At 42.8% G+C, this 25310-nt stretch carries 24 protein-coding genes; 15 read left to right on the top strand and 9 right to left on the bottom strand.

Features of this window, described 5'->3' with window-relative positions:
- From ACPD8L_RS08580 to ACPD8L_RS08560, 5 genes are all read left to right on the top strand, one after another.
- On the top strand, positions 1–645 hold the full coding sequence (locus ACPD8L_RS08580; protein ID WP_147300867.1) for a hypothetical protein: 645 nt from the start codon (positions 1–3) through the stop codon (positions 643–645).
- Positions 646–735: 90 nt separating this feature from the next.
- Complete coding sequence (locus ACPD8L_RS08575; protein WP_423942925.1) at positions 736–1008, top strand: hypothetical protein; 273 nt, start codon at positions 736–738, stop codon at positions 1006–1008.
- Positions 1009–1394: 386 nt separating this feature from the next.
- Entirely contained in the window at positions 1395–1919 is a 525-nt protein-coding gene (locus ACPD8L_RS08570) for a hypothetical protein (RefSeq protein WP_423942924.1), read from the top strand.
- An 85-nt stretch (positions 1920–2004) separates the two neighbouring features.
- The gene (locus tag ACPD8L_RS08565) at positions 2005–2583 is read left to right on the top strand and encodes a hypothetical protein (RefSeq protein WP_423942922.1); all 579 of its coding nucleotides are present in this window, start codon (positions 2005–2007) and stop codon (positions 2581–2583) included.
- 72 nt (positions 2584–2655) lie between these two features.
- Complete coding sequence (locus ACPD8L_RS08560) at positions 2656–3102, top strand: hypothetical protein (RefSeq protein ID WP_423942921.1); 447 nt, start codon at positions 2656–2658, stop codon at positions 3100–3102.
- Between the two features lie 19 nt (positions 3103–3121).
- On the opposite strand, the gene ACPD8L_RS08555 is transcribed toward ACPD8L_RS08560, so the two are convergent.
- Complete coding sequence (locus tag ACPD8L_RS08555; protein WP_423942919.1) at positions 3122–4396, bottom strand: UDP-N-acetylmuramoyl-tripeptide--D-alanyl-D-alanine ligase; 1275 nt, start codon at positions 4394–4396, stop codon at positions 3122–3124.
- A gap of 64 nt (positions 4397–4460) precedes the next feature.
- Positions 4461–6116, bottom strand: a complete 1656-nt coding sequence (gldJ, locus tag ACPD8L_RS08550) for a gliding motility lipoprotein GldJ (RefSeq protein ID WP_116218645.1) — start codon at positions 6114–6116, stop codon at positions 4461–4463.
- Between the two features lie 384 nt (positions 6117–6500).
- Here gldJ and porV point away from each other — a divergent pair, with 384 nt between their 5' ends.
- From porV to ACPD8L_RS08520, 6 genes are all read left to right on the top strand, one after another.
- The gene (gene porV, locus ACPD8L_RS08545) at positions 6501–7646 is read left to right on the top strand and encodes a type IX secretion system outer membrane channel protein PorV (protein ID WP_116218644.1); all 1146 of its coding nucleotides are present in this window, start codon (positions 6501–6503) and stop codon (positions 7644–7646) included.
- Positions 7647–7723: 77 nt separating this feature from the next.
- Positions 7724–8215: a cytidine deaminase gene (cdd, locus tag ACPD8L_RS08540; RefSeq protein ID WP_423942918.1), complete on the top strand. Its 492-nt coding sequence runs from the start codon at positions 7724–7726 to the stop codon at positions 8213–8215.
- A gap of 81 nt (positions 8216–8296) precedes the next feature.
- Positions 8297–9295, top strand: a complete 999-nt coding sequence (gene pdhA / locus ACPD8L_RS08535) for a pyruvate dehydrogenase (acetyl-transferring) E1 component subunit alpha (RefSeq protein ID WP_116218642.1) — start codon at positions 8297–8299, stop codon at positions 9293–9295.
- Between the two features lie 4 nt (positions 9296–9299).
- Positions 9300–10925 carry a dihydrolipoamide acetyltransferase family protein gene (locus ACPD8L_RS08530; RefSeq protein ID WP_423942916.1) on the top strand — a complete coding sequence of 542 codons (1626 nt, stop codon included), beginning with the start codon at positions 9300–9302 and terminating at the stop codon, positions 10923–10925.
- 94 nt (positions 10926–11019) lie between these two features.
- Positions 11020–12045 (top strand): M28 family metallopeptidase, encoded by a 1026-nt coding sequence (locus tag ACPD8L_RS08525; protein ID WP_423942914.1) that lies wholly within the window; start codon positions 11020–11022, stop codon positions 12043–12045.
- Between the two features lie 174 nt (positions 12046–12219).
- Positions 12220–12897 carry an SDR family NAD(P)-dependent oxidoreductase gene (locus tag ACPD8L_RS08520; protein WP_293302328.1) on the top strand — a complete coding sequence of 226 codons (678 nt, stop codon included), beginning with the start codon at positions 12220–12222 and terminating at the stop codon, positions 12895–12897.
- A gap of 24 nt (positions 12898–12921) precedes the next feature.
- Here ACPD8L_RS08520 and ACPD8L_RS08515 read toward each other — a convergent pair whose 3' ends face one another.
- A complete protein-coding gene (locus ACPD8L_RS08515) occupies positions 12922–13842 on the bottom strand; it encodes a hypothetical protein (RefSeq protein WP_423942912.1) in 921 nt (306 codons plus the stop codon).
- An 85-nt stretch (positions 13843–13927) separates the two neighbouring features.
- On the opposite strand from ACPD8L_RS08515, the gene ACPD8L_RS08510 reads away from it, so the two are divergent.
- From ACPD8L_RS08510 to ACPD8L_RS08500, 3 genes are all read left to right on the top strand, one after another.
- Positions 13928–14527, top strand: coding sequence for a SprT-like domain-containing protein (locus ACPD8L_RS08510; protein WP_423942984.1), 600 nt, complete (start codon positions 13928–13930; stop codon positions 14525–14527).
- A 282-nt stretch (positions 14528–14809) separates the two neighbouring features.
- Positions 14810–15889, top strand: a complete 1080-nt coding sequence (locus ACPD8L_RS08505; RefSeq protein WP_421810047.1) for a mannose-1-phosphate guanylyltransferase — start codon at positions 14810–14812, stop codon at positions 15887–15889.
- A 3-nt stretch (positions 15890–15892) separates the two neighbouring features.
- A complete protein-coding gene (locus tag ACPD8L_RS08500) occupies positions 15893–17347 on the top strand; it encodes a DUF389 domain-containing protein (protein WP_293302322.1) in 1455 nt (484 codons plus the stop codon).
- A gap of 3 nt (positions 17348–17350) precedes the next feature.
- On the opposite strand, the gene ACPD8L_RS08495 is transcribed toward ACPD8L_RS08500, so the two are convergent.
- The 3 genes from ACPD8L_RS08495 to ACPD8L_RS08485 all read right to left on the bottom strand — a co-directional run bounded on the left by ACPD8L_RS08495 (position 17351) and on the right by ACPD8L_RS08485 (position 20804).
- Positions 17351–19180, bottom strand: coding sequence for a metallophosphoesterase (locus ACPD8L_RS08495; protein WP_423942910.1), 1830 nt, complete (start codon positions 19178–19180; stop codon positions 17351–17353).
- A 119-nt stretch (positions 19181–19299) separates the two neighbouring features.
- The gene (locus tag ACPD8L_RS08490) at positions 19300–20067 is read right to left on the bottom strand and encodes an ABC transporter ATP-binding protein (RefSeq protein WP_423942909.1); all 768 of its coding nucleotides are present in this window, start codon (positions 20065–20067) and stop codon (positions 19300–19302) included.
- Entirely contained in the window at positions 20067–20804 is a 738-nt protein-coding gene (locus ACPD8L_RS08485) for an MlaE family ABC transporter permease (protein ID WP_116218634.1), read from the bottom strand. The genes ACPD8L_RS08490 and ACPD8L_RS08485 overlap by 1 nt, the downstream gene beginning before the upstream one ends.
- Before the next feature lie 117 nt (positions 20805–20921).
- On the opposite strand from ACPD8L_RS08485, the gene pafA reads away from it, so the two are divergent.
- Complete coding sequence (pafA, locus tag ACPD8L_RS08480) at positions 20922–22604, top strand: alkaline phosphatase PafA (protein WP_423942907.1); 1683 nt, start codon at positions 20922–20924, stop codon at positions 22602–22604.
- On the opposite strand, the gene ACPD8L_RS08475 is transcribed toward pafA, so the two are convergent.
- The 3 genes from ACPD8L_RS08475 to ACPD8L_RS08465 all read right to left on the bottom strand — a co-directional run bounded on the left by ACPD8L_RS08475 (position 22596) and on the right by ACPD8L_RS08465 (position 25212).
- Positions 22596–23441, bottom strand: coding sequence for a glycosyltransferase family 2 protein (locus ACPD8L_RS08475; RefSeq protein WP_423942906.1), 846 nt, complete (start codon positions 23439–23441; stop codon positions 22596–22598). The two genes, pafA and ACPD8L_RS08475, sit on opposite strands and share 9 nt — an antisense overlap.
- Positions 23442–23634: 193 nt before the next feature.
- A complete protein-coding gene (locus ACPD8L_RS08470; RefSeq protein WP_423942904.1) occupies positions 23635–24153 on the bottom strand; it encodes a class I SAM-dependent methyltransferase in 519 nt (172 codons plus the stop codon).
- Positions 24154–25212, bottom strand: coding sequence for a 3-oxoacyl-ACP synthase III family protein (locus ACPD8L_RS08465; protein ID WP_423942903.1), 1059 nt, complete (start codon positions 25210–25212; stop codon positions 24154–24156). It lies immediately after the preceding gene.
- Between the last annotated feature and the right edge of the window lie 98 nt (positions 25213–25310).

The following is a 25310-nucleotide window of genomic DNA, read 5'->3' as shown; positions in this document are numbered from 1 at the left end:
ATGATTTTATTATTTCTATTTATAACTTTAATCATAGTTCTTATTTATCCTGTTTTGGCGTGGAAAATGTTTAAAGCCTTAAAGGAAAAAAACAAACCGAAATTTTATCGACTTTCGACAATACTTTTAATTCTGATTATGATTCCAGGCTTTTATTGGAAAGTACTGCCAGGTTCAAATCTATTTTGGAATCCAATTGAGAAAGCCGAAGAGCGCAACTACAATTTCGAACTGACTGGATTTGAATTTAACGATGGCGAACTGATTTATGAATACGAAACCGAAAGAGCTTTTAATGGAGATGGATATTCAATTTGGATTTACAAAATTGATGACCAAACATCAAAATATTTTGAAAATCCAAAAGCGGAATTCTTTACTAAATATCCAAGTGAGGAATTAAGGAGTCATTGGGAAACTGAATTTTGGAAAAAGACACCATTTGATAAGCAGGAGAAAAAGTTTTTGGACTTTGCCCACAGCACTCTTGAGGAATTAGAATTTGAATTAGAGGACTTACTTTATGAAAAAGGGAATTACTATGCGTATAAATACTATATGCACAGGTATGGAGTTGGAAATATCGACTTTTACATAATTTGTCCGAATAGACAATTAATTGTCCGAATAAACCGTAACACCTAAAAGCACAGTAGCTAACAAAGGCTATAATTCATTGCAAGAATACAAAAACCCATAGCTGAGAGTGTTGGTAAAGTTCAAATAAACGATTGAATGATAAAGAGTTTAGAAAAAATATATGATGAGTTGAAAGATTCACTGGGGTCGGATAATCTTATGTTCGAATACTTTAATCCTGATGAATCGGAAATTCAAGGGCTTGATGTAGATGAGATTTTAAATAGAATGCTAAGCAAGGTTAAAGTCACATATTTACCATCTCAAAAAATATTTCTTGGAACAGAACACGGGAGTCAAATAGAAAATGCAATAAGCGCAATGCAAAAGATCAAATTAAGTTTAAAAACTGATTTGAATAAACTTTAACCTCAAGTAAACGATGTTGGAACAATAGCGGAATTTCTAGATGTGATGTGAGGGAGCTTCTTGTCTCGACAAAATAAAGTTTGATTAAGCAGTGTTTTTTAAAAAAGACATACAACAGAGAATAAAGCATGATTTCAATGATTCGGCAGATAAAGCGATCGATATCTTGGGCAATGCTATTTTAAAGACTGATTATCTGAAAACTGACCGAGTAATTCGATGTATCGTATTCTTGGCAAATGGAGATTTAAACAAGCTGAAAAAGTTCATTGACAACGCAATCTTAGATACAAGAGATGTAATGCTTTGGGCGGAGTACGAAGAACAAGAAGGAAATTTTAACTTTAAACGGATTCGCAATTTCAATAAAACATTTGACCAAAACAATGTCTGCAGATAAAACAAAGGACTTTTCTCATATTAAATTCGGGTTTCGAGGAGAAGGAATTTTATACAAACTGAATGGAAAAGAATATGAATTAAATTCTACGTGGATAAATGGAATTAGAATTCAGTTTGATGATTTAACAAATACGAACTTAAACGAAAAACAGAAAACCAAAATGTTTGCGGAAATTATTCAGTTCGTGAACCAAAAGGATAATGAAAAACCAATAATCTGTTATAATTCTGACTATAAAGACGCTGAATTATGGAAAAGACTCTCGACTGAATTTCGCTCAGAAATTAAAAATGTAGAGATAAGCGATATCGAAAAAGACAATATTGCACTATATAAAACGATGTCAGAAGATTTAAAAACTGGAATGGCTGAAATTAATATTAGAGGTCTGAAATTAAAAACAGTTAAGGATTTAGACAAACATTGGAATAAAATAAAGTTCACAAAAGATGGAGAATCAAACGAAAAAGTCACCTTTTGGGACAAATTAAAAGCAAAACTGAATTAAAAAACGTTTTACAACAAAGGCTATAATTCATTGCAAGAACACAAAAACCCATAGCCGAGAGCGTTAGGCTTTATTTGAGAAAAATATGAACACCCCTAAATTTTTATTCCATTATTACGAACGTGACAATGGACCATTTAGAAATATAACGGAACATGGGTTGGAAAAAGCGGAAAGCATTCAAAATAAAATATCCAAAGGGTTTAACAGCAAAAGGCCAGACAACTATATGGGTCTGAGGTTTTCGCTGGAGAAAAGAATTAAAGAACAATTTATCTCTAAAGGTGGAAAACCAAATAGGGACGACCCATTCTATTTCACTTTAGGTGAATGCGATTGGGCAAAATCTTGGTATGAAAACCCTGGAGTAATAAAAATACCATTGACCGACTTTAGATCTGACCAAATCAGTTTTACCTATCCTGACAGTATGGTTTCATTTCAATTTTATGACCAACCAAAACTGGCAACGTATAGAAAGAATTGTAATGGACAGGTTTTTTTGTTAAGTGAGATCAGTGATCTGATCAATGCGTATGGACTTCCAACAGAAGAAAAATCCCAAACCCACGAAAGTTTAAGATTCGATAAATACATAGAAGCTCAAGTGTGGGATGATGAAATAATAAAGGAATATAAAAAACAAAGTAAACCAAACCGATAACTGGAGGTTATACGAGAGTGTTGGTAAAGTTCAAGTAAACGATTGTAAATCCTGATTTATATCCAAAATTCAATGATAACAAGAAATTCAATTGCCGTTCTTCTGTTAATTTTATCATTGATGTCATGTGACTTCTTCAAAAGTCAAGATCGCCCTCAAGGTTATCCGGATTATGACTTTAGTTTACTTGAGAAGGTTGTTTATTTTGATATGGAAACCGAAGAACAGCTTTTCATTGATGATATCTCAACTATCGAAACAGTTAAAGAATACTTTCAGGACAAGGGTAATTATTTTAAAGATGAGTTGAGGAAGTTTAATGGTGTTAAGCCAAATTTCTCTTTAACGTTAATTAGCTCAATGGATACTTTGGTTTTAAGGTCATATCCTCTATCGGGTTTGAAAGGAAGGATAGAATTTGATTTCACAGAAAAATATGATCCAAATCATCCAATGAAACCAAGAAAAGTTCATCGGTTTTATATAAAGTCAGAATTGCTTGATTTGTTAGGGATGTAAGTTCAAATAGTCGGTCGGTTTAAATTAACTCCAACACCCGTTCCAAGGCCATGCCCCGTGATCCCTTGATCAGCAAGGTGCCCTTGGGCAGGGGATTTTTAGTCAGATGTTGCTTTAGGTCATTAAACGATCGGTAGGTGTTCAAAGTGGTTGTGGTCCCAAAGAAGTTTTCGCCTACTAGATACACCGCGTTAAAATCCAGCCCGGCGGCCAGATCGGCAATGGTCTGGTGTTCTTCCGCAGCCGTTTGGCCCAGTTCAAACATATCTCCAATGATCAGTACCTTGTTTGGGGCCTCCATCAGGTTAAAATTCTCCAATGCGGCCCGCATGCTGGTAGGGTTGGCGTTGTAGGCATCCAGAATAATGTGGTGGCCGTTCTTCTCCATGATCTGCGAGCGGTTGTTCTGTGGGGCGTAGGCTTCCAAGGCCGCCTTGATGTCCTCCAAGGGCACATTAAAATATTTGCCCATCACAATGGCGGCACAGCAGTTGGGGAAATTATATTTTCCAATGAGTTGGGTCTGCATTCGGGTGCTTTCGGCCTCCAAGACCACATAGGGGTTGGCCCCCACATATTGGATGTTGTAGTACTGGTGGTCTTCCGTGCTAAAGCCCATTTTTTTTACGTAACTGGCCAATTTTTCCGCTTGTATGGGGTCATCGGCATTCATAAAAATGTACTTGTCGTGGGTCATTAAATGGTCGTACAGTTCACTTTTTCCCTCGATCACGCCTTCCACGCTGCCAAAACCCTCAAGGTGGGCCTTTCCGAAATTGGTGATGTAGCCAAAATCCGGCTGGGCAATATTGCTCAAAAAAGCGATTTCCTTTTTGTGGTTGGCCCCCATTTCCACAATGGCAATTTCCGTATCGTCCGTAATGGACAAAAGGGTGAGGGGCACGCCAATATGGTTGTTCAGGTTGCCCTGGGTGGCAATGGTCCTATACGTTTTGGAGAGCACGGCATTGATAAGCTCCTTGGTTGTGGTCTTGCCATTGCTCCCGGTAAGCCCAATGATGCGGGCCTTGCTCTGCCTTCTGTGGTACAGGGCCAGTTCTTGGAGGGTTTCCAGTACATTTTGGCAAAGGATGTATTGACCGGAAGCGTTGTATTCCTCTTCATCGATCACGGCGTAGGCGGCTCCTTTTTTCAAGGCATCCTTGGCAAAGGCATTGCCGTTGAAGTTGGGTCCCTTGAGTGCGAAGAACAGGCAGTCTTTGGTAATCTTTCGCGTATCGGTACAGATAACGGGATGCTCCAAAAAGAGCTCGTGAAGCTGTTTCATTGTCATAAATCGAAGATAAAAAAAAGCCCCAACTAAACGTCAGGGCCTTTTAAAAATACTCTAGCTATTATTATTTTGCTTTCTTGTGCCTCACACTCTTGTTCTTGGACTTGGATTTAGACCCGACCCTAGACATGGCACATCTGAAACCGATGTCGTCCGTGGCCATATATTGAGGCAAATATCTTCGTTGTGCGGGATCCAACCAGAAGGCGCGGTCTCTCCACGAACCTCCTTTGTATACCCGTACCTCATCATTGATCAATGAAGTCCTGTAGTTGGAGGTGTCGTACTGACGGATAAGGTTTCCTGTGGAATCACGCTCTACCTTATGCTTTGGTGAATCGTACATTTTTCTGTTATCGGATTCATCACTGAACCTTTGGAAGAATCGTGAAGAACCTGGGTCACCATCACGATAACCACGGTTGTCACTATGGTCAAAGTTGGTCCTTAGATAGGTTTCTTCCTCGCCAACCGGTACTTCCTTGATCTCTCCGGGAAGGTTTACGGCTACGATTTTACCATTAGGTAAGGTGTCATATACGATTTGGTCCTCAAGGATCTCCACTTTTCCATCCTCGCCAATGGCCTTTTTCATGAACACGTTTCCACGGTAGTAGTTAAAGTCGCTGATTTCGTCATCCACAATGGGACGATATACATCGGCAACCCACTCGCTTACGTTACCGGCCATGTCGTATAGACCAAAATCGTTGGGTTTGTATGATTTTACTTGGGCGGTGATATCGGCACCGTCATCGGACCAACCGGCAATACCGCCGTAATCCCCTTTACCTTGCTTAAAGTTGGCCAACTGGTCTCCACGACCTACACGCTGACCGTTACGGGTGTAGTCCCCTTCCCAAGGATATTTTTTTCTACCTCTGTAGTTATTGTACTCTCTGGTCCCAACAAGGGCCTGTGCGGCATATTCCCATTCAGTTTCGGTGGGAAGCCTGTACTCGGGCATGATCACACCGCTACTTCTTTTGGCGAAGGCGTTGATGGAATCACGTTTTTGTTTTCCTTGCAAGGAGTCTATTTCGCCACCGTACACGGATTCAGGATTGTTCAAATAAGCCTCTGTGCTGAACGTACCGCCTATATCACCGTTCAATACCTTGTACTTGGCATCTTCGGCCAGATAGCCTTCTCGTTCCAACATGACCTCGTTGACCCTATCGGTCCTCCACTCGGCATATTGGGAAGCCTGTACCCAGTTTACCCCAACCACAGGATACTCGGCATAGGCCGGGTGCCTTAGATAGTTGTTGGTCATGGTCTCGTTAAAGCCCAATCGGTTTCTCCAGACCAAGGTATCGGGCAATGCCCCTTTATAGATATTGGCGTAGTTGGGATTGTCCGGAGGGTATACCGCTTTCAGATAATCCAAGTACTCGAGGTACATTACATTGGTCACCTCGGTTTCATCCATGTAGAACGATTGCACGTGCTGTTGCGTGGGCGTATTGTTCCAATCATGCATGATATCGTCCTGTACCTTTCCTTTGGTAAAGGTTCCACCTTCTACGAATACGGTTCCCGGAGGAGTTTCCTGCTCCTTGAAGTCCGAATTGTATTGAAAACCTCCTTCCTTGGCATTTATTTTCCATCCCGTGGCTCTGGATACATTCTTTGAAGAGGATGAGGAGTTTTTACAACTTGAAAAACTTGCCATCACAACGGCGGAAGAAAGTACAACTTTAATAAAGTGTTTTTTCATAATTTGGGCTTGAGTACTTTAAAAATTAAGGCTTTTTGCCTTCAGCTACTTCAACTGGTTTTGATTATTTTAATCCTTACAATGGCTTAAAACGATGTTTTTGCCATAATATTTTGCGCTCTTAAAATAATTGTGACAAAGGCGTTGTTCACCTTTGCTACACTTTTTTAACGCATGCACTGCCAAAATAGTATGGATACCACCGAGTTTTAACGGTTTTGTCCAATCATAGACCTTTAATAATACTTTAATGTATACTTTTAGTGGAACGTTCAAGTAAAAAAAGCGGGTACGATCACACGAATTTGGTCAAAAACCCGTTTACACATGTAATATGTTAATAGCTGGAAATCTCAAATCTTTTCTAAGCATTAAAAGACAAGAATGAAAAAGTTACTTATAGTGGTAGTGTTGCTTGCTATGGCCCCATGTGTGAAAGCACAGCAAGAAAGGGTGATCACTACGGCCGTTCCATTTTTGACCATAGCTGCGGATGCTCGCGCATCGGGTATGGGAGATATGGGTGTGGCCACATCAGTAGATGCCTATTCACAACAATGGAACCCTGCCAAGTACGCATTTGCGACCCAAAAAACAGGTGTGGGAATCAGTTATACCCCTTATTTGGAAAGCATCGTCAACGACGTATCCCTTTTGAACGCCAATTTATACAATAAACTTAATGAGCGAAGTGCCTTTGCCTTCAGTATAAGATATTTTGGATTGGGGGAAATAGAGCTCAGGCAAACCATAGATGAGAACCCAACCTTGGTAAAGCCCAATGAATTTGCCATTGATGGGTCCTATTCCCTGAAACTCAGCCAGACGTTTTCCATGGCCGTGGGGGGGAGGTTCATAAGCTCCAATCTCAGGTTTCAGGATGGTACGCAAGATTCCCGGGCGGCCAATGCCTTTGCAGTCGATGTTTCCGGTTTTTTCCGTTCCAGGGAAATTGCCTATGAAAGTTTCGATGGACGTTGGAGAGGTGGATTCAATATATCCAATATAGGAGGTTCCCTTCAATATGATGAAGGCGGTCAGGAAAACTTTTTGCCCACCAATCTTAAATTCGGGGGAGGGTTCGATTTTATTTTCGACCAGGACAATGTATTGGCATTGAACACAGAGTTTAACAAACTGTTGGTGCCCACTCCTAGGGATTTCAATGGGGACGGTGTCATTACCGCAGAGGATAATGACGAATATCAGAATATTAGTTTCTTCAGTGGGATTTTTGAATCTTTTGGGGATGCTCCCGATGGTTTTAGCGAAGAGCTCAAGGAAATTACTTGGGCGCTCGGCGCAGAGTACCGATTTAGGGAAACTTTTATGCTCCGAAGTGGATATTTTAATGAAAGCCAAGAAAAGGGCTCCAGAAAGTTTTTTACGTTGGGGGCCGGATTCAAGTTTAAAACAGCACAAATAGATTTATCATACTTGTTCTCTACCTCCCAGGTGAAGAACCCTTTGGAAAACACATTGCGGTTCTCGCTTACTTTTAATTTTGGGGAAGAGTTTTATAATGATTGATCAACAATACATAACATAGAAGAAAAACCTGTCCATGGACAGGTTTTCTTATTTTTGGGAAACACCTATGGATCAATATGAAAAAAGCACAGATAGGATTTGAACTTTTGGTTTTTGAGGACACTGCCGAGTTGTCACAAAACGAACAAAAATTGTTGCACATGGCTGAACAGGCCCGAGAAAATGCCTATGCGCCGTACTCAAGGTTTAAAGTGGGAGCGGCTGTTTTGTTGGAAAACGGGGAAGTGGTCATAGGGAACAACCAGGAAAATGCTTCCTATCCATCAGGTCTGTGTGCGGAGCGGGTTGCGGTGTTCCAGGCCGGGGCTAGATATCCCGGAGTGACCCTTAAAGCAGTGGCCATCAGTGCTGCATCCCAAGACCATATACTTCAAATGCCTGCTGCCCCATGTGGTAATTGCAGACAGTCCATCATGGAATACGAACAAAAACAAAAATCGCCCATAACCCTTTTGATGAAGGCGGAAAAGGGCCCAGTTTATAAATGTACTTCCATGACAGATATTTTGCCGTTGGCCTTCAATAGCTCATTTTTGAGCGATTCTTAAACCAATACTTTTTCCAAAACAGATATATATGTATTTTTGCTCCTCCCCACCACAGGGGAATTTCACATAATTGTATCATTGATGAAAAAAATCACCAAAGAAGTTTACTTGAAATGGTATGAGGACATGTTGTTCTGGAGAAAGTTCGAGGACAAATTGGCTGCTGTATATATCCAGCAAAAAGTTCGCGGATTCCTTCATTTGTACAATGGGCAGGAAGCCGTTTTGGCTGGGTCTTTGCACGCTATGGACCTTACCAAGGACAGAATGATCACCGCGTATCGTAACCACGTTCAACCCATAGGTATGGGCGTAGATCCAAGACGTGTTATGGCGGAGCTATACGGAAAAGTTACCGGAACCTCCAAAGGTATGGGGGGGTCCATGCACATTTTCTCCAAGGAACACCGGTTCTATGGTGGGCATGGAATTGTTGGTGGTCAGATTCCTTTGGGAGCTGGATTGGCCTTTGGCGATAAATATTTTAATAGGGATTCCGTCACTTTGTGTTACATGGGGGATGGTGCTGTACGTCAAGGTTCCTTGCACGAAGCATTCAACTTGGCCATGTTATGGCAGTTGCCCGTAGTTTTCATCTGTGAAAACAATGGTTATGCCATGGGAACTTCTGTGGCCAGAACCTCGCATTCCACTGAAATCTGGAAACTGGGATTGGGCTATGAAATGCCCTGCGGTCCTGTGGACGGAATGGATCCTTCCATTGTGGCCAAGGAAGTGGACAAAGCAGTGGAACGTGCCAGGACAGGAGGAGGCCCTACTTTCTTGGAAATGAAAACGTATCGTTATCGTGGACATTCCATGTCGGATGCACAACATTACAGAACCAAGGAAGAGGTAGAAGAATACAAAAAAATTGATCCCATAACCCAGGTAAAGGACGTTATTCTTGAAAAAGGATATGCCACTGAGGATGAGATCAAGGCAATTGACAAGAGAGTGAAGAATTTGGTTTCCGAATGTGAGAAATTCGCGGAGGAATCAGATTTCCCACCCAAAGAGCAATTGTACGATATGGTTTACGAACAGGAAGACTATCCATTTTTACAACATAAATTATAAGTAGATGGCAGAAGTAATCAACATGCCCAGATTGAGTGATACCATGGAGGAAGGTACTGTGGCAAAGTGGCTCAAGAAAGTAGGCGACAAAGTGGAAGAAGGCGATATTTTGGCCGAAATAGAAACAGATAAGGCCACCATGGAATTTGAATCCTTTCATGAAGGAACCCTACTCCATATTGGGATTGAAGAAGGGGATGGTGCACCGGTTGATTCACTTTTAGCCATTATTGGGGAAGAAGGTGAGGACATTTCTGCCCTGCTCAATGGGGGTGCCGCTCCACAAGAAGAAAAGGCAGCTCCTGAAGCGCAAGCTGAGGCCTCTGTACCTGCCCAAACGGCAAGCGAGCCTGCGGCCCTGCCAGAAGGCGTTGAGATCATTACCATGCCACGATTGAGTGATACCATGGAGGAAGGTACCGTGGCCAGTTGGTTGAAAAAAGTGGGTGATACTGTGGAAGAGGGTGATATCTTGGCCGAAATCGAAACCGATAAGGCTACCATGGAGTTTGAGTCTTTCTACTCAGGAACCTTGTTACATATTGGTATTCAAGAAGGGGAAGGAGCCCCGGTTGATTCACTTTTGGCCGTTATAGGTCCAGAAGGAACCGATGTGGATGCGGTATTGAAAGCACAATCCGGTGGAGGTACCACTGCCAGTGCCCCAAAAGCCGAAGCTCAACAAGAACAACCAAAAGCAGAGGAAACCACAAAAGAAGAAGTGGTTGCCACGCCAAACGGACAGCGTATTTTTGCTTCTCCATTGGCCAAGAAAATAGCAGGGGACAAAGGAATTGATCTAGCCCAGGTAAAAGGTTCCGGTGATGGCGGAAGAATTGTGAAGAAGGATGTGGAAAACTATCAACCTTCAAAAACAGCCGCGCCTGCTGTTGAAAAAGCAGCTGAAGCATCCGCGCCTGTTGCACCCATAAGTTTGCCCGTTGGCGAGGAAAGTATGGAGAAAGTGAAAAATTCAACCATGCGTAAGGTAATTGCCAAGCGTTTGGGAGAGTCCAAATTCTCTGCACCACATTACTACCTTACCATTGAGGTGGATATGGACAATGCCAAGGCATCACGTGCACAGATCAACAATCTACCCGACACCAAAGTGTCGTTCAACGATATGGTATTAAAAGCCTGTGCCATGGCTTTGAAAAAACATCCCCAGGTAAATACGTCATGGAATGGGGATACCACGGTTTACAAACACCATGTACATATGGGGGTAGCCGTAGCGGTGGATGAAGGTCTTGTAGTGCCCGTGATCAAGTTTGCCGATCAGCTTTCATTGACCCAATTGGGGGTTGCCGTAAAAGATTTGGCAGGAAGGGCTCGTAACAAGAAGATCAAGCCCGATGAAATGGAAGGGAGCACCTTTACCGTTTCCAACTTGGGAATGTTCGGAATATTGGAATTTACCTCTATCATCAACCAACCCAATTCGGCCATTTTATCCGTTGGGGCCATTGTGGATAAACCCGTCGTGAAGAATGGGGAGATTGTAGCGGGAAGCACCATGAAGATCACTTTGGCCTGCGACCACAGAACCGTGGACGGAGCTACTGGGGCCCAATTCCTTCAAACCTTGAGGGCTTATTTGGAAAACCCTGTGACCATGTTGGCATAGTGCCTTTTTGGAGCAATAAAAAGCATACCTATGATAAGAAGCATCCTTTTAAGGATGCTTTTTTTATCTTTAGAAAATTCAAAAAACGAAAACAATGAAATCCATTTTATACACTTTTGCTTCCTTATTGGTGCTCAGCTGTGGTTCTACCCAGATACAGGAAACCACCACTTTGGTATCCCCTACCTCGCAGGCAAGCACAGCAGCATCCGCAGAACCATTGACTACTTCGCCAAAAAATGGCTCGGATACCTTTTCCAATGTCGACAGGATTGGGTCGATTATGAACTTTATGGCCTCGGATGAGTTGAAAGGACGTGATTCTGGAAGCGAAGGGATAGAGATGGCCGCAAAGTATATCGAAGATTATTTTGGTTCGTATGGAGTGGCTCCCTATTTTAAATCGTATCGCGATACCTTGGCCAATTTTGAGGCTCCAGCCTATAATATTGTTGGAATTGTTGAAGGCAATGACCCTACATTGAAGAATGAATATATTGTGATCGGTGCCCATTATGATCACATAGGGACCGTTGCGCCGGAAAATGGCGATGGGATTGCCAACGGGGCCAATGACAATGCCTCGGGAACGGCTACCGTGATGGAATTGGCCCGATATTTCGGGACCAAGAAAAGAAACAAGCGAAGCCTGATTTTTGCACTCTTCAGTGCAGAGGAAAAAGGACTGTTGGGATCTGAACATCTGGCCAAAAAATTGAAGGAACAGAATCTGAACCTGTATGCCATGCTCAATTTTGAAATGACCGGTGTGCCTTTGGTGGACAAGGATTATTTTATGTATATCACGGGTTATGACAACTCCAATCTTGCTGAGGTATGCAACACCTATGCCAAGGAAAAACTGGTTGGGTTTTTGCCAACGGCCAAAGAGTACAATCTCTTTCAACGGTCCGATAATTATCCGTTCCACAAAGAGTTTGGAGTACCCTCTCATACGTTTTGCACCTTTGATTTTACCAACTTTGACCATTATCACAAAGTAGGGGATGAGGTAGATATCATGGATTTTGAACATATGGCAACCTTGGTGAACAAGTCCATCCCTGTTTTGGAGGGGATTGTCAATGCACCCACCCAAGAAATACAAGTAGCAGAATAGAATGTCATTTCGAACCCCCTTTTAGGGGTGAGAAATCTATTTTTAGTTATGTGGGTGGGGCAATTGGATATGGAAGTCGAGGTTTGGGTTTTTCATGCCTATTTGTGTCAGACTAAATGAACAGTATTTAAATGAGTAATGGATTCCCGCCTTCGCGGGAATGAAGGTTTAATTATGGCAAACATCATCATTACAGGAACAAGTAGGGGAATTGGGTTTGAATTGGTCAAATTGTTTGCCCAAGAAGGGCATCAGGTATTGGCATTGTCCAGAAATGCCCAACCCATAACCGATTTAAAACTTTCCAATGTCCATGCATTCCCTTTTGATTTGGGAAACCCTTCGGATTTTGATAAAGTGGATGAATTCCTGAAACAGTGGGGGTCCGTGGACGTCCTAATCAACAATGCCGGACGTCTGTTGAACAAACCTTTTTTGGACATCACTCCGGAAGAATTTGAGGCCGTTTACAAAGTAAACGTGTTCGGCGTGGCCGAGATGACCAAAAGAGTGCTTCCCAATATGGGCAAAACAGGCCATGTGGTCACCATCAGTTCAATGGGTGGGGTACAGGGCAGTGTGAAGTTTCCCGGATTGTCTGCCTATAGTTCCAGTAAAGGAGCGGTCATTACCCTGACCGAACTTTGGGCCGAGGAATTCAAGGAAACCGGCCCAAGTTTTAATGTACTGGCCTTGGGGGCCGTGCAGACCGAGATGTTGGAAGAAGCCTTTCCGGGCTACCAAGCCCCAGTGACCGCATTGGGCATGGCTTCGTACATCAAGGATTTTTCCCTCAACGGACAAAAAATGTACAATGGGAAGTTGTTGCAGGTAAGCAATAGCACCCCTTGATTTTTTAATGCTCCAATGTTTTTTTCAGCAGACTGGACCCCAAAAAACATTTTCCAAGATAAAATTTATAAAAGACACTTTCTTTGGTCTATCATTTTTTGATTTTATTTCGAACCTTCCCTTTTCTTTATTCCATCTCATTAGTACGGACATGAAGTCTAATTGTGAATAGATATCGTAGGCGTTTTTTATGATCCTTAGTTTTTCGGATAGTTCGTCAAATGATTTAAAATGGCCCCATGAATCACTTGCAATGATATTTTGTTCAATATACTTTTTGTCATCTTTGTTGATATGGTCATATTCTTTCTTCAATAAGAAGGTAAGTGTGCTCTTGTTTACAATATTATTTGCTAGAAGCTTTAATTTATAAAAAGAATCCGTTATGGTATTTTGACTGTCTTCTCCTGAACCATTCTGTGAATAATTGAAGGTGATCAAAGCATTCTTTTGCTCTTTTAAAATCCCGAAAGGAATAAGGTCTAAAGTTAGCTTAGTGTCCGTTCCTATTCTTGGAATATCAATGTCCAAGAAGAACACAGCATGGTCGGATTCGGGTATTGCTTTATTTGTAGAGAAAATATTGATATTGAAATTTTCAGGCAATACTTCATATAGACTTTTATTTGAAGAGATTGATTTTTCCCACTTACATGAGAATTCTTCTTTTTGTAACAGAGTATAGTTCCCATTAATATCTTTATATGCTCCAACTGTTGAACTACACGTACAGCCACATGCGGGATATTCACCAAAAACCTTAAGGTATCCATTTCTGGTATCATCGATCTTGTTGTATTCTGGAATGTCATTTTCATCAATATTTTGAAGTAAAGAAGAACAATTTTGGACTCTTTGCCAAAGCATTTGATTTAGATTATCGTTCTTTTGAGCAAAGAAAATGAGAGGTAGGATATTTATTAGTAGGTAGGTAACGGTTTTCATTGGTTTTAATTTTATGAAAATGTAAAAAAGACTTTTGATAAAAAATGCCATTAATTGACGAATGCCTATTTTCGTTTGACGAATGATGGAAACCACCCTCCAAAAATATTTACCGGAACGAGCTGTGACTCCTTGTTTTGAGTTGATCAAGACCCACGGGGTACATCTTAAAATTGTAAGCCACAGGGTTACCCGTCATGGAGATTATCGAAGAATGCCCAACGGACTCCACCAGATTACCGTAAATGCCTCACTGAACAAATACCGGTTTCTGATCACACTCGTCCACGAGATAGCGCATTTGGTCGCCTTTGAAACGTATGGTCGCCGAATAAAACCCCATGGCGAGGAATGGAAACGTACCTTTCAGCATTTGATGGTCCCTTTTATTAGGCCTGAGGTGTTTCCATCACAGTTGTTGCCCATTATTGCCAACCACTTTAAAAACCCAAAGGCCAGTAGCAGTACAGATGCCCGTTTGTCCATTGCCCTTAAGACTTTTGATATGGAAGAGCGAAAACATAGCTATGTGTATGAACTGCCCATGGGTAGTGTTTTTAGACTGTACAATGGCAAACTGTATAAAAAGGGAAAGAAAAAAGTAAAGCGATACGAGTGTGTGGAATTAGCCACGGGCAGATTATATTTGTTTCAACCTAATGCTGAGGTGGAATTGGTAGAATAATTGTCACCTTGAGTGGAGTTGAGAGGTAAACAATAACTCCAAATTGAGTTTTTTATATAAAAGAAAGTAACGTCATTTCGAAATGAGCAAAGCGATTGAGAAATCTCGATTTGATTGTTTCTTAGATTTCTCACATACGTTCGAAATGAAAACGCGAAATAAATTAAAATGAACCAGAACTATTACGCAATTTTAATGGCAGGAGGTGTAGGGTCACGGTTTTGGCCCGTGAGTACTACGGCCCACCCCNACGTTCGAAATGAAAACGCGAAATAAATTAAAATGAACCAGAACTATTACGCAATTTTAATGGCAGGAGGTGTAGGGTCACGGTTTTGGCCCGTGAGTACTACGGCCCACCCCAAACAGTTCCATGATATGTTGGGTTCTGGAAAGACCTTGATCCAGAAAACCTTTGATCGCCTGAATAGATTCATACCTACCGAAAATATTCTGATCTTGACCAACGAGCGATACAACGACTTGGTTTTGGAGCAGTTACCAAAGGTGAAACCAGAACAGGTGGTTTTGGAACCTGCCATGCGAAATACCGCTCCCTGCATACTCTATGCTTCCTTGAAAATCCAAAAGATGGACCCCAATGCGGTGATGATCGTGGCGCCCAGTGACCATTGGATTGAGGATGAAGAGGCCTTTGAACAGGATGTCATTACCTGCTTTCAAAAATGTGAAAAGGAACAAGTACTCTGTACTTTGGGGATTCAACCTACATTTCCAAACACCGGTTTTGGGTATATCGAATTTGAAAAGGGAAGTGACCAAAATCTGAAAAAAGTGTCCCAATTCAGGGAAAAACCGGATTATGAAACGGCCAAGGAATTTTTGGCCCAGGGCAATTTCTTGTGGAACGCCGGTATTTTTATGTGGAGTGTGCAAACCATTGTGGATGCCTTTAAGGAATATCAGCCTAACCAGTATAAACTGTTCGCGGACGGAGTTTCTGCTTACAATACCAATTTAGAGCGGGATTTTATACAAGAAAACTACGCCAAGGCAGAAAACATATCCATAGATTATGCTATCTTGGAACAATCCAAATCCATATATACTTTACCGGCCACTTTTGATTGGAACGACCTAGGTACTTGGGGTGCGCTCTATGATAAATTGGATAAGGATGATGCTGACAATGCCGTGGTCAATGCCAAGACCCTTTTGGACAATGCCAAAGGAAATATGATTCGCTCTCCCAAAGGAAAGATTGTTGTGGTTGATGGATTGGAGGATTATATCATAGTGGATAAGGAAGAAGTACTGTTGATTTATCCCAAAGAGAAACAACAGGACATCAAAAAAGTACTGGAACAAGTCAAGAACAAGTTTGGAGATCAGTTTGCATAATTTATGGACGAAAATCAATTTGCAGGGGCTACACCCCCACAACATGACAGTGGGGAGGATGTAAAAAAGGATTTTAAGGGATTGTTGGGAAGTGTCCGAAAGTTTCTGTCTGAACTTTTGGAGATTCGGACCAACACGGATGCCGTGGCTACCAAGGAATCCATTATTGCGGATATCCCCTTTAAGGGGCATACGTCATGGATTTTGATCTGTTCCATTTTTATAGCCTCCATCGGGTTGAATGCCAACTCAACAGCTGTGGTAATCGGAGCCATGTTGATTTCTCCCTTGATGGGTCCCATCTTGGGGATGGGCATGTCCTTGGCCATTAATGATATTGATACCCTGCGAAGATCACTTAAAAATTTCACTGTAATGGTGGTGTTGAGTGTAATTACGGCCTTCCTGTTTTTCTATCTCTTCCCGCTACGGGACGAATCCTCTGAGCTGTTGGCCCGTACCAAACCGGATATTCGCGATGTGCTGATTGCCTTCTTTGGTGGATTGGCCTTGGTCATCGCACGGGCCAAAAAAGGTACCATAGCCAGTGTAATATTTGGGGTCGCGATTGCAACCGCCCTTATGCCGCCTTTATGCACCGTAGGTTTTGGTTTGGCCATCGGTAAGCCTTGGTATGCCGCAGGGGCCATGTACCTTTTTATCATCAATACCATATTTATAGGGCTGGCCACTTTTCTGGTCATCAAATTTTTGAGGTTTCCAATGGTGCGCTACGCCAATTCGCAAAGACGAAGGTTTATTGCCAGAGTGGCTTCCATAACGGGTATTTTGGTGATGATTCCAGCAGGATTTACCTTTTATCAAGTATTTCAGGAATCCCTTTTTACCAAACAGGCCCAAGAGTTTTTGCGGGAGACCATTGAGGTGTATCAATTTAATGGCGCAGGAAGGTATGTGGATAATTTAACCAAATTGGAGTATAATGACGGGGAGGCGCCGTTGATAGAGTTGGTCTGTATGGGTGATGAGCTTATTCCGGAAAATGTGGTGAATACGTGGAGGACCCAAAAAAGTCAATATTCCAGACTAAAGGATGCCGAGCTGCACATTATTCAAGGAGGTAAGGACGATTCCCAGGAAAAGTTCAATTATGTAAGTGAGCTCTACGAAAAAAATAAGGCCGAGTTGTTGAACAAGGATGAGCAAATCCGATTATTGGAGGAGGAAGTGGCCAGTCTGACCCGAAATGTTGGAAAACAGATTCCCTTTAAAGAAATCAGTGCCGAGGCCAAAGCCAACTACGAAAACATAGCAGGGCTTGGTTTTTCATACCAGATACAGACAGATTTCAACAAATTGGATACCATCCCCGTGTTTGAGGTGCAATGGAAAAAGGCGGTGGCAAACTCCCAAAAGGAGGCGGACACCAAGAAAATATTGACCTGGTTGAAGCTGAGACTCCAAGATTCGACCTTGGTGATCAAAGAGGTAGACTAAAAACTACTCTTTGAACAGCATGCCCGATCCAGGGACATCATTTTTACCATTCCATGCAGGAAACCAATAGTGGGTAGTGGCTCCTTCGTCATCCGAGTCAAAATCATAATAGCCCACACCCAAACGTAAGGATGACCATTCCCCTCCATACATCTTATTTAAATACGCTATTGGGATGGCCACTTCCATTTGGGCACCTGTTTCGGTCTTTTTTACGACTGATTTGACACCCTCTGGGAGTAAATCTTCACGATAGATAGGGTCATTTTCCTTGAAGGTTCTTAATAAGGCAAACCAATCCTTTCCTCTCCCTGAACCGCCATTAAAGGCACTTGCTTGGAGAGGTCTTGCATCCAGGCCAATCACAATGGCATCTTGGGCCGAATGGGAGGCTTCTTCATCAATATAAAGGTCGTTGTCCTTGAGGTCGACCGCCACATAAAAGTGGTCATCGTCGTAAGCTGTGGCAAATTTCATTTCAAAGTCCGATGGACCATCAAAATCAAAAGGAGCGCCATCCATTTGTTTCACCGAGTTCCAATCTGCTTTGGACCACTCCTTTAAATTACCATCCAGCTTCACTTTTTTGGTTTCCCCAACAGCATATTTGTAGAAAGGCAGATAATTTAAAGTGGATGAAAATTCCACATTGGGTTTTTCCTCGAATAAGTAGGTGATATCCACTTCAATCTGCATGGTGGATAGGTCCTCCAATGTTTTTTGGTCAACATTCTGAATGGTCAAATCCAAAACGGTAACATCGTTGGGTTCCACTATGATGTCAGTCTGTTCAAACTGATACAATAGATCATCATTGGAAATGCCTTTGAAGCGTACCCGCATCCGAGTATCGGAATGGTTGGTGGCCCTAACCTTGCCAACCATATTTTCCGCATGTTGGTCATCAACATAAACCGGCTCTATTTTAACGGGGAAGGGTTGGTTGCTGACGAGGTCCACCAATTCTTCGGTAACCACATCTTCGTCCCAGATGCCATCCAAGAACAAGTTGGCCAGAATAGGGCCTTCCTCGGTCATGGTGACCCAGACCACATGGTCAAATTCACCATAAGCTTTGCCTCTCAAGGCGCTGCCTCCACCTGTTGTGGCCAAAGCTATATATTTTCCATTGTTTCTTTGTGTTTTCCAGTACCGGTGGTAGTGCCCTGCAAATACGTTATGGGGTCTGCCCTGAAGCAATTCTTCCACATCGTTCCATCGTTTAGTATCTTCTTGGACCCACAAAGGTTGGTGTAAAAAAGCAAGGGTCCATTTTACATCCTTGTTCTCTTCCAGCACTTTTTTAATGTATTCGTACTGTTCATCATCTATGGTGCCTCTGCCAGCTCCACGAATATTATCTTCTGAATTCAGGCAGAGAAAGAGAACATCCTTATACACGAAATGGTAGTAAGATACCCCGAACATTTCTTTCCATTTCTTTTCCATGACCTCGTTGGTGATGTCATGGTTACCCGGCACATAAAAGAAAGGAGCCTCCAATTGGGAGATAAAACCATTGAACTCCTTCCACTCTTGGTTCAGCCGTACCGTATCTCGAGTATAGCCTTCAATCAAATCGCCAACGCTCATCACAAACTCGGGCTGTAAGAGGTTGAGCTTTTTTACGCCTGTTGGGAAAACTCCCGGCCTATGTCCCCCAGTGCGGTCCGTAACGATGGCAAATTGAAATTGTTCCGGCGAAGCGTTCCAATCAATATGGTTCCAAGGTTTTTGTTGGGTGGGAATATCAATATAGATGGTGGGCTTGTCTTGGGCCACAGAAATTGAAACGGATAAAAAGACTAGAAAAATGAATGTGAAACGAGGCATGGTTGGTTTTTTTTGAAAGTTGGTAATTTTCAGTCAATAAAAGCCACCTGCACAAATTAAGGTTAGGTTAAGATTGTGGGAGTCAGATATCCGATACCAGATGTCTGACATCTGAAGAACTAGTTGCGTTCTTCCAAATACATCTGTCGCACTTTTTTAAAGAGTTCTGAGGAGTAGACAAAGTTGGTGACCGCCTTGTTGTCCGTTTTGAAGATTTCCTTGTTAGTGCCTTCCCATTCTTTGTAACCGTCCTTCAAAAAAAGGATTTTTTCCCCTATTTCCATGACCGAGTTCATATCATGGGTATTTATGATAGTGGTGATGTTGTATTCTTGGGTGATTTCCTGGATCAGATTGTCGATTAGAATAGCCGTTTTAGGGTCCAACCCTGAGTTGGGCTCATCACAGAACAGGTATTTGGGGTTCATAACGATGGCTCTGGCAATGGCTACCCTTTTTTGCATTCCCCCGGATATTTCCGATGGATATCTTGTATGGGCGTCAATGAGGTTTACCCGTTTCAATACAAAATCCACACGCTCCTGCATTTCGGCCTTGGACTGTTTGGTAAACATCTCCAAGGGGAACATCACATTGCCTTCCACGGTCATGGAATCGAACAGGGCGCTTCCTTGGAACACCATGCCCATTTCCTGTCTAAGATCGCGCTTTTCATTCATGGTAAGGTCAGAATAGACACGCCCATTATAGCAGATTTTCCCCTCTTCGGGTTCAAAAAGGCCGAGAAGGCATTTCAGGAAAACCGTTTTTCCGGAACCACTTTGCCCAATGATGAGATTGGTCTTGCCTTGTTCAAAACGGGTGGTTATCCCTTTTAGAACATGGTTGTCACCAAACGATTTGTGTATGTTGTCTACTTCGATCATCAGCCTAGGAGCAATTGTGTTAGAACATAATTCAGGATAATAATGACCACACTGGTCCAAACAAACGAGGTGGTACTGGCCTTGCCCACTTCCAAGGCACCACCCTTCATATAAAAACCATGGTAGGATGGTAATGTGGCAATGACAAAGGAGAACACAATGGTCTTTATAAAGGCATAGGTAACATGGAACGAATCAAAATCCAGTTGTAGGCCTTTTATGAACTCACCACTGGGGGCATACCCGCCAAAAACCGCGGCAACCCATCCGCCCAAGATACCCACAAACATGGAAATGGCCACGGCAAAGGGGTACATGAGCATGGCAATGATCTTTGGAAAAACCAAGTAGTTCAAGGAATTGACCCCCATAACATCCAAAGCATCTATTTGCTCCGTGACCCGCATGGTTCCAATACTCGAAGTAATGTAGGAACCCACTTTACCGGCCATAATAATGGAGGTGAAGGTCGGGGCAAACTCCAAGATCACAGATTGCCGGGTCGCAAATCCAATAAGGCTTTTAGGTAAAAACGGACTGTTCAGGTTCAAAGCAGTTTGTATGGTGACCACCCCTCCAATAAAGAAGGAAATAAAAATGATGATGCCCATGGAACCATAGATGAGTTCATCGATTTCCTTTAGGATCAGGGTCCTCATGATGGGCCACTTGGTAGGCTTTTTAAATACTTCACGAATCATGATGAAGTATTTCCCAATCGCTTCAAGGTAGTTCATGTGCTAAAAAAATAGACTTGCGGCCATAAAAATAAGAATATTGTAACGCTTTTAACCTTGAATTAAAATTTTAAAGAATATAAATGAATAGTTTTGTATCCGTTTGAAACAAATTCCATGAAAAAAACCAACCTAGTACTGGTACTGCTAATGCTATGCATTGGTGGCGTATCCTTCGGTCAACGAAAAAAGAAAAACAAAGATAAAGTGGTTGCTGTAATGCAGCCAGCCCCGATTGCCCAATCGCCAAAATTGGTGGTGGGGATTGTGGTGGACCAAATGCGGTACGACTATCTTACCCGATTTTGGGACCAATATGGTGAAGGAGGTTTTAAACGCTTGGTAAACGAAGGGTTTAATTGCAAAAACCATCATTTTAATTATGCGCCCACCAGTACAGGCCCGGGGCATGCTTCTGTTTATACGGGAACAACACCAGCCACTCATGGTGTCATTGGAAATAATTGGTACGATAAAGTTACAGGGGAAGAGGTTTATTGTGCGGGTGATGACAACTACCAATCGGTGGGTACCACCTCGGATGCCGGTCAAATGTCGCCCCACAGAATGCTCACCACTACGGTAACCGACCAATTGCGATTGCATACCCAACAAAGGGGCAAGGTGATTGCCGTGGCCTTGAAAGATAGGGGAGCAGTGCTTCCTGGAGGCCATATGGCCAATGCGGCCTATTGGTTTGAAGGAGGGGAGCAGGGAAACTGGATTACAAGTTCGTACTATATGGATGCCCTACCACAGTGGGTGAACGATTTTAATACTTCGGATGTGGTTGAATCGTACAAAAAACCATGGGAAACCTTGAAGCCCATTGAAGCCTATGTGCAGAGCGGAACAGATGACAGCGTCTACGAAGGAAAGATTGATGGAGAAACCAGTACCGCGTTTCCCCACGATCTTCCAAAACTTTGGGAAGACAATGGAAAGTTCGGTTTGTTAAGGGTAACTCCCTATGGCAATAGCATTACAGCAGATTTTGCGTTGGCAGCCTTGGAAGGTGAAAATCTGGGTGCGGATGCCATTACGGATTTCTTGGCCATCAGTTTTTCCAGTACGGATTATGTAGGACATTTTTTTGGGGTGAATTCCAAGGAAATTCAAGATACCTACCTAAGATTGGATAGGGATTTGGCCCGTTTGTTCGCTACTTTGGATGAAAAGGTGGGGGCAGGCGAATACACCGTTTTCTTGACTGCGGACCATGCGGCCATACATGTGCCAGCCTATTTGGAAGATCAAAAGATTCCAGCAGGTTATTTGGATATGGGAGGTATGCGCGAACAGCTCATGGAGTTTTTAAAATATAGGTTTGGAACCACGGATGTGGTAAAGAACATCTCCAACTACCAATTGTTTTTGGATCATAAGGTGTTGAACAATCTGGATATAGACTTGGACGATGCGGAAGAAATCATTGCCCAAGAAGTGTTGGGGTACGACGGTATTTTTAGGGTGTATACGGGCCACCAGATGTGGGAAGGCGATTATACCCACGGTATTCCTTACATTTTACAGAACGGCTACAATCAGAAACGCTCAGGAGATGTGCTCATGGTACCCAGACCTGGTTTTGCTTCCTACGGAAGAACGGGTTCTACCCATGGATCGCCCCATATTTATGATACCCATGCTCCTTTATTGCTCTACGGAAAGGGCATTAAACAGGGCAGTACCGTAAACCGTACCGAAATACCGGATATTGCCCCTACCATTTCATCCCTTTTGGGCATTGCGTTCCCCAATGGGACCACCGGCAAGCCGATTGGGGAGGTGTTAAAGTAGTTTTTTTCTGATTAGGTTCCAGCGATACGCTCGAATAAAGGTGCCTTCTTCTTTGGAAACATAACGCTTTTGCTGTTGGAAGAATGCCTTTAGATAACCCAACATGGTTTGAAGATACAGTTTGGGACTTTTGGCTTGCCAAGCCATTTTTAGGGCAGCAATCTTGGTGAGCACGAGACCGTAACGCATACGGTATAGGGCTTCGCCCTTAGCCTGATAATTTTTGATACTGTACCCATGCCCTGTTGGGCGGAGGTGCTTTACCTTCAGTTGGGGCAGGGTTTGGGTGTCAAAACCATGGTATTTGGCCAAAAGGGTGTCCACAGTGTCCCAACCCACACCGGGACGGAGACCACCCATTTTATCAAAACAAGCCTTGTGGTACAGTTTTATGGGGCCGCGGATATGGGATTTGTCCGCAATGTTCTCATAGACCCATTCGTTCCCTTTTTTAATGTAGAGCAACCCAGAGCACATGCCCAATTTCCAGTTGGACTGGAATGCATTCAAAACGGATTCAAAATAGGTAGGGGGCAAGATGATGTCTGCGTCGAACTTGCCAATTAAATTATAGTTCGTAGCATGCTGGAGTCCAAAATTGAACGTATCCACCACCTTTTTTCCAGGGATGTGTTCGTCTACGGATTGTCGTTGCACCACTTTGATACAAGGGTGCTTTTTTGCATAGTCCAAAGCAATGGTATAGGTGTTGTCCGATGAATTGTCATCCACAACAATGACCTCGTCCGGAACATGGGTCTGTGCCACAAAAGAATCCAAACAGTCTTTGAGGTAAGCTGCTTCGTTGTGTGCAGGGATGATAATGCAGATTCGCATGTGCTAAAATTCCAAAAAACAAACCATAATTCCCAATATAGTTTTGTGGTTTCTGTCATTCTGAAGGAACGTAGTGACTGAAGAATCTCCTTAGGAATGGATATTGAAACTCCATACAGATATTTCTCGACTGCGCTCGAAATGACAATACCGAATTCAACATTGATAATTGTCTATTGTAAATTGATGAGAATCACCGTTCGGCATAGACAATATAGTACCTCGGTGTGAAAAGGCGTAAAAGGGGGCGTATCCCAACTTTTTTGGTGGGGTTGGTCCATTTGGCGGAATCTTTAATGGTCCATCCCGCTTTTTCCAGCAACCAATCAAATTGCCAATCCTCAAATTCGTGGTAATGTCGGTCCCACGGATCTGTCTTGCTCTTATAAGCCGATGCAAACCAGAGCCGCATAGGTATACTGGCCACCAATTTTTGGGCCTTGATCTCCTTGAGTACGTTGAATGGGGCCACCAAATGTTCAAATATTTCAAAGGCTGTGACCACTTGGGCACTTGATTGGGAAACCACGTCAAAATTCACGTCCAAATCCTCTCCTTGGGTATTTTCCACCTGAAACCCTTGGGATTTCATGATTTCAGAAAAGGGATTTTCAACGCCCAGATCTAAAATGGATTCCGAGGTATTCACGTGTTTTTGTAAAAACGCCAAGGTATGTTTGTAGCGTTTGTTGGGAAAGTTGTTCTCGTACATTTAGTATCTATAAGCAATGGCATTGATGTTCATTCCAGCACCAACGCTTGCAAAGATAACAACATCTCCCTTTTTTAATCGATGTTGTGGCAGTTCGCCTTTCAATACCATATCATAAAGTGTGGGAACTGTGGCCACAGAGCTGTTTCCAAGTTTTTGGATGCTCATGGGCATGATGTTTTCAGGGACCTCTTCACCATAAAGCCTATAGAAACGCTTTACAATGGCTTCATCCATTTTTTCATTGGCCTGATGGATGAATATCTTTTTCAACTCATCAATCCCAATACCGCTTTGGTCCAGACAATCTTTCATGGCCTTGGGAACGTGGGTGCAGGCAAACTCATAGATTTTTCGCCCTTGCATTTTAATGTACCGGGTATCCGTACAGCCTTGGGCCGAGTTGGTCTTATCAAAATAGAGATAATAGGCCTCCTCATTGGCATAAGTAGCCGATACATGGGAAAGTATTTCTCCGGAATTTGGGTTGGCTTCAATGATGGTGGCACCGGCACCGTCGGAAAAAATCATACTGTCCCTATCATGCTGATCTACAACGCGGGAAAGGGTTTCTCCTCCAATGACCAAACACTTTTTGGCCATTCCACTTTTGATGAAGGCGTGGGCCTGTATGGTACCCTCTATCCAGCCAGGACAGCCAAAGATGAGGTCGTAGGCCACGCATTTCGGATTTTTGATCTGTAACAAATGCTTTACACGGGTGGCCAAGCTGGGTAAGGTGTCGCCTTGGATTTTTCCATAGGTCATGTCCCCAAAATTGTGCGCAAAGATGATGTAGTCCAGACTTTCCTTGTCCACTTTGGCATCCACAAGAGCCTTTTCGGCAGCAATGAACCCTATATCTGAAGTCTTTAGTTGAGGGTCTGCGTAACGCCGTTCCTGGATACCGGTAATGGCCTTGAATTTTTCTATGGTCACAGCGTTGTCCTGACCAAAGGAAGAACCGTCCGCTTCCAAAAACTCATGTTCCAAAAAGTCTTCGTTCTTGGTGACCAAGGAAGGGATATGGCTTCCGGTACCAGTGATGCCTATTTTCATGTTGAGGTTTTAATCTGTATAAGGTACTACTACCTATCTGTTTTTACTATGCATGCATAACAAGGAATATGATGTCCAAGATGCGGTTTTAAAAATGG

This window comes from Flagellimonas algicida, assembly GCF_049629585.1.
Lineage (GTDB): Bacteria > Bacteroidota > Bacteroidia > Flavobacteriales > Flavobacteriaceae > Flagellimonas.
The sequence above is the reverse complement of the archived record's forward strand: the minus strand, read 5'-3'. Positions and strand labels throughout refer to the sequence as shown.